The organism is Thermogemmatispora sp., from assembly GCF_019683755.1.
Taxonomy (GTDB): Bacteria; Chloroflexota; Ktedonobacteria; order Ktedonobacterales; family Ktedonobacteraceae; genus Thermogemmatispora.
The window spans coordinates 1-9,522 of record NZ_JADGHT010000172.1; the positions used below are offsets into that span (position 1 = coordinate 1).

The 9,522-nt window shown below is 58.7% G+C and carries 8 protein-coding genes; 5 read left to right on the forward strand and 3 right to left on the reverse strand.

All coding sequences use genetic code 11. From position 1 onward, the window contains the following. Both IRZ24_RS12040 and IRZ24_RS12045 read left to right on the forward strand, forming a co-directional pair. On the forward strand, positions 1 to 1,199 hold a 1,199-nt coding region (locus IRZ24_RS12040; RefSeq protein ID WP_297164483.1), incomplete at its 5' end, for a TIGR00300 family protein. A gap of 411 nt (positions 1,200 to 1,610) precedes the next feature. Beyond that, entirely contained in the window at positions 1,611 to 2,501 is an 891-nt protein-coding gene (locus IRZ24_RS12045) for a DMT family transporter (protein WP_297164486.1), read from the forward strand. Positions 2,502 to 2,562: 61 nt separating this feature from the next. On the opposite strand, the gene IRZ24_RS12050 is transcribed toward IRZ24_RS12045, so the two are convergent. Together IRZ24_RS12050 and IRZ24_RS12055 are read right to left on the reverse strand one after the other, a co-directional pair. Further along, positions 2,563 to 3,591 (reverse strand): hypothetical protein, encoded by a 1,029-nt coding sequence (locus IRZ24_RS12050; RefSeq protein WP_297164489.1) that lies wholly within the window; start codon positions 3,589 to 3,591, stop codon positions 2,563 to 2,565. A 407-nt stretch (positions 3,592 to 3,998) separates the two neighbouring features. Next, positions 3,999 to 4,136: a hypothetical protein gene (locus tag IRZ24_RS12055; RefSeq protein ID WP_297164492.1), complete on the reverse strand. Its 138-nt coding sequence runs from the start codon at positions 4,134 to 4,136 to the stop codon at positions 3,999 to 4,001. A 315-nt stretch (positions 4,137 to 4,451) separates the two neighbouring features. On the opposite strand from IRZ24_RS12055, the gene thrS reads away from it, so the two are divergent. The 3 genes from thrS (at position 4,452) to IRZ24_RS12070 (ending at position 7,649) form a co-directional block, all read left to right on the forward strand. Further along, complete coding sequence (gene thrS / locus IRZ24_RS12060) at positions 4,452 to 6,251, forward strand: threonine--tRNA ligase (RefSeq protein ID WP_297164495.1); 1,800 nt, start codon at positions 4,452 to 4,454, stop codon at positions 6,249 to 6,251. 163 nt (positions 6,252 to 6,414) lie between these two features. Next, positions 6,415 to 7,089, forward strand: a complete 675-nt coding sequence (locus IRZ24_RS12065; protein WP_297164505.1) for a hypothetical protein — start codon at positions 6,415 to 6,417, stop codon at positions 7,087 to 7,089. Beyond that, entirely contained in the window at positions 7,086 to 7,649 is a 564-nt protein-coding gene (locus tag IRZ24_RS12070) for a GrpB family protein (protein WP_297164498.1), read from the forward strand. Before IRZ24_RS12065 ends, IRZ24_RS12070 begins: the two co-directional genes overlap by 4 nt. A gap of 87 nt (positions 7,650 to 7,736) precedes the next feature. On the opposite strand, the gene aceB is transcribed toward IRZ24_RS12070, so the two are convergent. Continuing rightward, positions 7,737 to 9,335, reverse strand: coding sequence for a malate synthase A (gene aceB, locus IRZ24_RS12075; RefSeq protein ID WP_297164503.1), 1,599 nt, complete (start codon positions 9,333 to 9,335; stop codon positions 7,737 to 7,739). Positions 9,336 to 9,522 lie beyond the last annotated feature (187 nt).

The window sequence follows — 9,522 nt, forward strand, 5'->3', positions numbered from 1 at the left end:
TACATATTATGGATCGCGGCGGCGATTTCCTGATTCAAGAGATTCAGGTCGGCAAGCATAAGAGTGAGCCGAGCTATGTGCGCATGGAGGTCAAGGCCGACGACGAGCAGACGCTTGATCTGATTATCTCGGAACTGCAGCAGCTCGGGGCAATGCTGGTCAATGGCCATGACGTGCGTACAGCGCGGGTGGAGCAGCCGGGAGTTCTCCCCGAGGGCTTCTACTCGACGACCAACTTGCCAACGCAGGTACGCCTTGGCGGTCAATGGGTCGACGTCGAGCAGATTGAGATGGATGTGGCCATTGTCATCGACCGCGAGCATCGCCGCGCCTATTGCAAGCCTATGCATGAGGTCGAGGTTGGTGACGAAGTGGTGATCGGACACGAAGGTATCCGCGTCCAGTCTTTCGAGCGCGCGCGTGAGCGCGAGATCTTTGCTTTTATGCAGAGCGATGTCTCTTCAGAGAAGGCAAAGATCTTGATGATCCAGCATATTGCACGCCAGATGAAGGAGACGCGGGCCCGCGGCGGGAAGATTCTGTTCGTGCTCGGTCCGGCGGTGATCCATACGGGAGCGGGTCGCTATGTGGCAGAGCTGATTCGACGCGGCTATGTGCAGGTGATTTTTGGTGGGAACGCTATTGTGACTCACGATGTAGAGTCGGCCCTCTTTGGAACTTCGCTCGGGGTCGATCTGCGTACCGGTGAGCAGGTCGAGGGCGGCCATCGCAATCATCTCCGGGCGATCAACGCTATCCGTGCGGTTGGCTCGCTGGAGAAGGCGGTCGAGGTCGGCCTGCTGCGCGAGGGATTGACCTACGAGGCCATTAGGCACAAGGTGCCTTTGGTGCTGGCCGGTTCGATCCGCGACGACGGCCCGATGCCGGGCGTCATAACCGATATGCAGGAGGCGCAACGCCAGATGCGCCGGGCCTTGCAGGGCGTGGAGATGGCGATTATGGTGGCTTCGATGCTGCATGCAATCGCCACCGGTAATTTGCTGCCCGCGACGGTGCGAACAGTCGTGGTGGATATCAATCCAGCAGTGGTGACGAAGCTGGCTGATCGCGGCAGCTTCCAGGCCGCCGGCTTGGTCACTGACGCTGAGCTGTTTCTGCGGGAGCTGGTCGAGGCCCTGCGTTCCGACGGCGAGCCTTCCACCACCGGGACAGCCACTCTTCAGGCCGGTCGCGCTTAGCGGAGGCGCATAGCCCGGCCTTCATTCTTTCGCTTGCACATCTGTCACAAGCAGAGATAAGCGCTGCTATCTCTGCCATGATGTGCCTCTGCTCCTCCCCGCCAGGCTGACGGAGCAGAGGCTTTTATGTTAGACTGATGCTGGTGCCTGCCTTCTCGTCAGACAGGTCACCGTCGCCGCCTCGGCCCTGTCCAGCATGGCGCGCTCCGTCAGCGCGGATAGTAGGCCGGCAGCAGTTATGCTCGCTTCATTGACAATGGGAACCATAGGTCTCAGGCTGACTCCAGGAAAGGTACCTATCTCGCAACTATGACCCCACAAGAGAAGCTCTCAACCCAACAGAACCGATCCGACGTCTCTGTTGGGCAAGCTTTATCATCTTCTTTCCCATCTAGAGGATTATGGTGGCGCTTGCGTATCGATGGCCTGCTCCTGCTAGTGACCATGATTTGGGGCAGTACTTTTCTAGTAACGAAGTACGCCATCCATTTCGTCGGTCTCTTTACCTATCTGGGCTATAACTTTGGGATCGGTGCCCTCACTCTAGCCCTGCTTTTTCGCCGGCGCTTGCGCCATTTAACAGGCTCTGAGCTGCGTAGTGGCATCATACTCGGCTTGCTTCTCTTTAGCGGCTATGCTCTGCAAACGCTTGGTCTGCAATTCACAATTACAAGTAAAGCAGGTTTTATTACAGGGCTGTATATTCCTCTGGTACCACTTTTTTCGATCGTATTGCTGCATCAGCGCCTCTCGCTGGAGGCAGGTCTCGGTTTTCTGCTCTCGCTGTTGGGTTTGACCTTGCTGTCGATCAATAAAGATTTCAATTGGAGCTTTGGTCTGGGCGAATTTTTGATTCTGGGCTGTGCGGTAGCGTTCGCTTTGCATATTGTCTGTATCAGCAAGTTTGTGACGGGAGCTGATGCTCTTAATCTAGCCATTGTGCAACTGGCTACAACTTCGGCGCTGAGCTTGATGAGCGCGTGGTTGACTCACGAGGAGCTGCTGTTGCCAGCAAGCGTACCGATTTGGGGAGCGGTCCTCTTTATGGGTGTGGTGGATATCGGCTTCTGTATGGGGGCAATGAATTGGGCTCAGCAGTACATCAGTAGTACCCATGCAGCCCTGATCTACGCCTGTGAACCGGTCTGGGCGGGGATCTTCGGGACGTTGGCGGGCCAGACACTGAGCGGTTTGGCCTGGATAGGAGGGGCTTGTATCTGTCTGGGCATGATCATGAGCGAGGTGCGCCTGAAGGCACTGTTGAAAGGCTGGCGCCGCTCAGACAAGTGGCCACGCCAGTGAGCTAGCTCAGAGCCAGCGCCAGCAGTATAGCGAAGGCCTAAGACGAGGAGATGATAGCTTTCTAGTGCTCGTGGCTGCCAGTACCTCCATTGAGCTGGCGCGTATGGCCGGTTGCCTGCTCCAGGAGTCGCAGGCGCAATTGTTCGCCATCCTGAGCCAGACCAACGCTCACTACCAAGTCGGTTAAGGTCGCAGGTTCATCGATGCTAGCAGCTACCTCCTTTGCCAGTCCGCTAAGCTCGGGGAAGCGGGCGGAGACCAGAGTCATCAGCATCCGTCGCAACTCGTTCAGCCGCTCGGCCCGCTCCTGCCGACGCCCTTCTCTACGCCCCTCCTTCAGACCCTTCTCACGCCCCTCCTTCAGGCCTTTCTCACGCCCCTCCTTTAATCCCTCCTCCAGAATCATCTGATAGATGTCCGTCTGTTTCAGCTCCTGAATGAAATCAGCCAGCATAGAAAACTGCTCCTTTAGCCACTGACGCTCACTAGCAGGTGCCCCAGCCCAGGCCAGGGCAGCGATTAAGAAGCCGATGGCCAGCAGATCATAGCGCCCAGCCTGCTCCAGGCGCTGTCTCATCTCCACAATGAGCTCACGACGTTGCCCCTCGCGTGTCAAAGGCAGCAGCGGCAGCATGCCCCAGCGCTGCGACTGCAACAGCTCGGTGGCTGGCATATCCCAGAGCTTCAGCACGAGGAAGTGAAACTCATGCACTTTCCTCTTGTTAGGCAGCTCACGCTGGTAGGGTGTGAGTGGCGCGGCACAACGGCGAAGATAGACCACACACGACCAGACCGGGCAGCGATAGCGTTGGTCTGCAAGAACATTATACAACAGCAGGCGCTCTGCCATACGTGAATCAGAGCTACTTTGAAACTCTAAATGCACGATGACAGGCTTGCCAGCAAGCTTACAGGCACTCACCACATCGGCCCGTAACGCCCCTAGCTCTCTCAAGAGCGGGATGTCCGCCAGCACGAATTCGCTGGAGGCATCGCGCTCATAGTGCGCTTCAGGCAAAACAAGCTCAACGAAATCCTGGGCCGCCAGCTCGAAGAGCCGCTTCAGCGCCAGGTCCCACGTCGTTCCCATCGCCCAGTGCGCTTCTTCCTCCTCTTCCTCCACAAGATTGATACATTGATCATAGCAGATGCGAACTCATCTGTCAATCCATCTCTCTATCTTAGAAGAATTCATTAATAAGCAACCATACGATATTTAGAGCAACTGTCATAGCCCTGTCAGGGAGAGATCCCCTTTGGCCTCTCAGTCAGCCACCCTTTACAGTCGGCAGCAGGTATGCTATCCTTAAGGATACTGTTAGTGGTATCAGCACTTGTGCGTTTGCTTTCTCGCAAGAGACGCGACCAGCGTCCAATCAAAAGGACAAGAGAAGAGAGAAAGCGGCATTCACGCGAGACATGTCCCCTCCGCAGGGCATCCAGAGAGGCGACGCCAACGGCTGCAAGCGTGCCTGCCCGCAGGAGAGCCGACGCTGGTCAATCTTTTCCCGCCGGGTTAGTCTCCGTCAGCTTAGCGATGCGGCGCTGAGCTTCCGGCTGCGGATCAGGTTGCAGCTTCAGAGTTACGGGAATGGGATACCCCTCGCTAGCCGGTACCGAGTCAGTAAGGTACACGCCTCGACCCCGTTAGCGGTCGCATGAGCGCCAGGTCAGTGTGTCCGTCCTTGTTGTCGCGCTTCGGCTCCCGTGAAGGCTATGCAGGACAAGGGCGCTGCTTGCCCTGCCTCGCGCCGCCAGCCGAGTGCAGCATGCCTGACTTGCGAAAGATGGGTGGAACCACGGAAGGGCTTCAGGCCTTTCGTCCCTGCTGGGATGAAAGGCTTTTTTGTTGTCGAGCCTACTTGCGCATGGGGCCAGCCTAAGCAGCATTTTACAAAGAAAGAGTGAATAATTCTGATCTGGAGACAGGAAAGGAGGCTTTGCGACTATATGTCTGCTGAATCGGTAGAAGCAGAAATTCAGGAGACGGTCAATTATACGCCGCTCCAGCGCATGCGCCATTCGGCGGCTCACGTGATGGCCGAGGCCATTCAAGAGCTATTCCCCGAGGCCCGTTTCGCCATCGGGCCGGCTATTGAGGATGGCTTCTATTACGACTTCGAGCTGCCACGTCCGCTGACGCCAGATGATTTCCCTGAGATCGAGCGCCGCATGCGCCGGATCATTGAGGCCAAGCATCCCTTTATCCACGAGCGCTGGCCACGCGAGAAGGCCCTTGAGTACTTCCGCAATAAGGGCCAGGTCTATAAGGTCGAGATTATCGAGAACTTGCCCGACGAGGAGGTCGGCATCTACAAGCAGGGGAACTTTCTTGATCTCTGCCGCGGTCCCCATGTGGAGCACACGGGCCAGATCGGACCCTTCAAGTTGATGCGGGTCGCCGGCGCTTATTGGCGCGGCGATGAGCATCGCCCTATGCTGCAGCGTCTCTATGGCACGGCCTGGTTTACGCAGGAGGAACTTGACCAGTATCTTTGGCGCCTCGAAGAGGCGCAGAAGCGCGATCACCGCAAACTGGGTCGTGAGCTGAAGCTCTTCCTGATGAGCGAGGATGTTCCCGCCGGGGTGCCGCTCTTCTTGCCTCATGGTGAGATGCTACGCCATCTGATGGAGTCCTATGTGCGCGAGACGCAGGAGCGCTATGGCTACCAGCATGTCTGGACGGGTCACCTGGGCAAAGTGCGTCTCTATAAGACGTCGAAGCACTGGTATACCTATCGTGAAAATATGTTCCCCGTCATGCAGGGCGAGGAGGAGCTATCGGAGGACGACGCCTATGTGCTGAAGCCGATGAACTGTCCTCACCATATCCTGCTCTATAAGTCGCAGTTACATAGCTACCGCGAGCTGCCGATCCGCTACGCAGAGTTTGCGACGCTCTACCGCTACGAGAAACCGGGCGTGTTGACGGGCCTGGCGCGAGTGCGTAGTCTGACGCAGGATGATGCTCATGTTTTTCTGCGCCCCGATCAAATTCAGGAGGAGTTCGACCGCGCTGTCAATCTGACGCTGGAGGTCTTTAATACGTACGGCCTCAATGATTACTGGATTCGCCTCTCACTGCGCGATCCGAATAAGAAGGAGGACTACGTGGGGAGCGATGAGGTCTGGGAGCTGGCGGAGAGTTCGCTGCGGGCCGCCCTGGAACATCGCGGTATCGAGTACCGTGAGGGTATCGGGGAGGCGGCTTTCTATGGTCCCAAGATGGACTTTATGGTACGCGATGCTCTGGGCCGCGAGTGGCAGTGTGCGACGATCCAGCTCGATTTTGTGCAGCCGGAGAATTTCGAGCTAGAGTATATCGGTGAGGATGGCCACCCCCACCGCCCGGTGATGATCCACCGCGCGGTGACGGGTTCAACGGAGCGTTTTATGGCAATGCTGATTGAGCATTTCGCCGGGGCCTTTCCGGTCTGGCTCGCTCCTGTGCAGGCGGTGATTATTCCCATCACCGATCGCCATCTGGAATATGCGCAAAAGGTGCTGGCAGCTCTGAAGGGCGCCGGTGTGCGCGCCGAGCTGGACGCCCGCAATGAGCGCATGAATGCCAAGATCCGCGATGCTCAGTTGCAGAAGATCCCTTATATGCTGGTGGTGGGCGATAAGGAAGCAGCCAGCGAGAGCGTGGCCGTGCGTCTGCGAACAAACGAGAATCGCGGCGCTCAGCCGCTGGCTGAGTTTGTTGCCCATATCACGGAAATCATTCGGACGCGCAGCCGCGATCTCTGAGGCTGGTCAAGATAGGAACAGGCTGACGCTGCGGCGTCACCTTCGAAGCGCACGGTTGACGCTGCAGCGCCCTGCTCGCGTCTGGCCTGGCCTGGCCTGGCCTGCCGCTGGGTTGCGGCGGCTGGGCAGTGGCAGAGCGAAGGAGAAAGGAGCTTATCTCTTGATGTTGGTGGCCTTCGAGGGGATCGATGGGGCTGGAAAGACGACGCAGCGACGCCTGTTAGAGGTACAGGCTCGGCGCCAGGGCCTGCGCGTGGCCAGTCTGTCGTTTCCTCGCTATGGCGAGACGGTTTTCGGGCGCTGCGTGGCCGCTTATTTGCGCGGCGACTTTGGCCCTCTGGAGACGGTGCCACCGCGTTCGGCGGCTTTACTCTTTGCCGGAGACCGCCTGGAAAGCCTGGACCTGTTACGTCGTCTGGCCTCCGAGTGCGATCTGCTCCTGCTCGACCGCTATGTGGCTTCGAATCTGGCCCATCAGGGGGCACGCCTCGATGGGGCAGAGCGTGCAGCTTTTTTACGCTGGCTGGCGCATCTGGAGTATGAGGTGTTTGCGCTGCCACGCCCCACGCTGACGCTCTATTTGCGCCTGCCGGTGGCGGTAGCCAGCAGCCTGCTGGCTACGCGCGCGCAGCAGCGGAGATCAGACGCACGCGATATCCACGAGGAGAACAGCGCCTATCTGGCACGCTGCGCCGAGGTCTATGAACAGTTGGCCAGCGCCCAGGCCGATGGTCCCTGGGAGATCGTTTCTTGCGTCGATGAGCAGGAGAGACTGCGCTCACCGGAGGAGATCCAGGAAGAGGCCTGGTCATTGCTGGAAAGGTATCGCACCATATGAGTCGTCGCGTTGTACTGGTTGACTACGATCCGCAGTGGCCGCAGGAGTACGCCGCCGAGCGCCAACGGCTGCTTGAGGCCATCGGCCCCTGGCTGGTGGCTATCGAGCATATCGGCAGTACCTCGGTACCTGGTCTGGCCGCCAAGCCCATTATCGATATTATGGCCGCAGTCGCCCCGCTCTCGCATGCCATTTCCTGCATCGAGCCACTGCGTGCTCTCGGCTATGAGTACCTGCCAGAGGTTGAGCGCTTTATCCCCGAGCGACGCTACTTTCGCAAGCTCCGCGACGAGGAAGACACCCACCATCTGCACATGGTGGAGTACAACAGCCCTTTCTGGCAGCGTCACCTGCTCTTCCGCGACTATCTGCGCGCGCACCCGGCCACGGCCCAGGAGTACGCCCTGCTGAAACGGGAGCTGGCCGCTCGCTTCGCCAATGATGTCGCTGCCTATACCGACGCAAAAACCGCTTTCATCAGGGGTATCGAAGCCCGGGCCGCTCTCTGGTCGGCTCGGGGACAGCCAGCGCCAGCCGCTGCTGCACAGGATGAGCTGTAAGGCCAAGGTGACAAAGACCAGGGTCCCCACCAAAGCCAAGCGGGAGGAGGGATCTTCTCTCTCCTCCCGCATCTATCGGCAGGCTCATCAATCGATGAGCTCGTACGCCGGCAGCGTCAGAAACTCCGTAAACTCGCGATTGGCAATAATCCGATCGAGAAGACCATAGGCCTGCTCGTAGCGCCGCGCCTGATAGGTCTGCTCGCCGACTGCGGCCTTGATCTTCTCCAGCTCCTCGCGGGCCAGTTGCCGCACCAGCTCCAACGTCACCTTGCGTCCATCGTCGAGGATGCCGCGCGGATGATGGACCCACTGCCAGATCTGCGAGCGCGAGATTTCGACGGTGGCCGCATCCTCCATCAGATTATAGATGGGAACACAGCCCAAGCCGCCAAGCCAGGCCTCCAGATACTGCGTGCCCACACTAATGTTGGTTCGCAGGCCGCCCTCGGTAATGGTTCCCTCGGGCACGCGCAGCAGGTCAGCAGCGGTCACCTGGACATCCTCGCGCTTGCGATCGATCTGGTTCGGTTGCGGCATTACGCGATCGAACTCTTCCTGAGCGATCTGTACCAGCCCAGGATGAGCCACCCAGGTGCCATCATGGCCATCGGTCGCCTCGCGTCGCTTATCGGCGCGTACACGCTCCATCGCCTCCTCATTGGCCTTGGGGTTGTTCTTAATAGGGATCTGGGCCGCCATTCCGCCGATAGCGTGGGCATTGCGCCGATGGCAGGTCTTGATGGTCAGCAAGGTATAGGCCCGCATAAAGGGCGTCGTCATCGTCACCTGGGCCCGATCAGGATAGAGGAACTGCTCATGGTTGCGGAACTTCTTAATAGCGCTGAAAATGTAATCCCAGCGCCCGCAGTTGAGACCCGCTGAGTGCTCGCGCAGCTCGTAGAGGATCTCATCCATCTCAAAGGCCGCCAGGATCGTCTCGATCAGCACCGTGGCCTTGATCGTCCCGCGCGGAATACCTAGCTGGTCCTGGGCCAGCAAAAAGACATCGTTCCACAGGCGCGCCTCCAGGTGACTTTCTAGCTTCGGCAAGTAGAAGTATGGCCCGGTGCCCCGCTCCAGCAAGGCGCGCGCGTTGTGGAAGAAATACAGGCCGAAATCAAACAGGCTGCCGGAAATGGGTTTGCCATCGAGCAAGACATGCTTCTCTGGCAGATGCCAGCCGCGAGGCCGCACCACCAGGGTGGCAATTTGCTGGTTGAGGCGGTATGGCTTGCCTTCGGGACTGACATAGCTGATGGTGCGCCGGACGGCGTCGCGCAGGTTGATCTGTCCCTGCACAAGGTTGGTCCAGGTGGGACTGAGGGCATCCTCAAAGTCGGCCATGTAGACCTTGGCTCCCGAGTTGAGCGCGTTGATGATCATCTTGCGCTCAGCCGGGCCGGTGATCTCCACACGCCGGTCTTGCAGGTCAGCCGGGACAGGATTGATCGTCCAGTCTCCTTCACGTATATGGGCCGTCTCTGGCAGGAAGTCGGGGAGCTTGCCGGCATCGATTTCTGCCTGTCGCTCGACACGCTTGCGCAGCAGCTCCTCACGACGCCCCCCGAATTCGCGCACCAGCGTCACCACAAAGTGCAATGCCTCTGGTGTCAGAATCTCTGCGTATTCGGGCGGAACCGGTGCTTTGATCTCAAGCCCGTCTGGATAGCTCTGCTTCGTCATCTGCTTCGCTTCGCCTTTCTGCCTGACAACAATGGGGCACGCCTGACACGCCTGACACGCCTGACGCGCCTGAACGCGCCCACCAGCCTCCGTCGTTTTCCCCCCCATTGTACGACATCGGTGCAGGCACGCTCAAGCGCGTCGGCGTTCGCCGCTACCCGTCAGGAGTGACCAGAAGATGGATGGA

Coding starts and splice junctions, on each gene's coding strand:
- IRZ24_RS12050 (WP_297164489.1), bottom strand. CDS start 3,591: ATGGGAACGACGTGGGACCTGGCGCTGAAGCGGCTCTTCGAGCTGGCG.
- thrS (WP_297164495.1), top strand. CDS start 4,452: ATGTCTGCTGAATCGGTAGAAGCAGAAATTCAGGAGACGGTCAATTAT.
- IRZ24_RS12065 (WP_297164505.1), top strand. CDS start 6,415: ATGTTGGTGGCCTTCGAGGGGATCGATGGGGCTGGAAAGACGACGCAG.
- IRZ24_RS12070 (WP_297164498.1), top strand. CDS start 7,086: ATGAGTCGTCGCGTTGTACTGGTTGACTACGATCCGCAGTGGCCGCAG.
- aceB (WP_297164503.1), bottom strand. CDS start 9,335: ATGACGAAGCAGAGCTATCCAGACGGGCTTGAGATCAAAGCACCGGTT.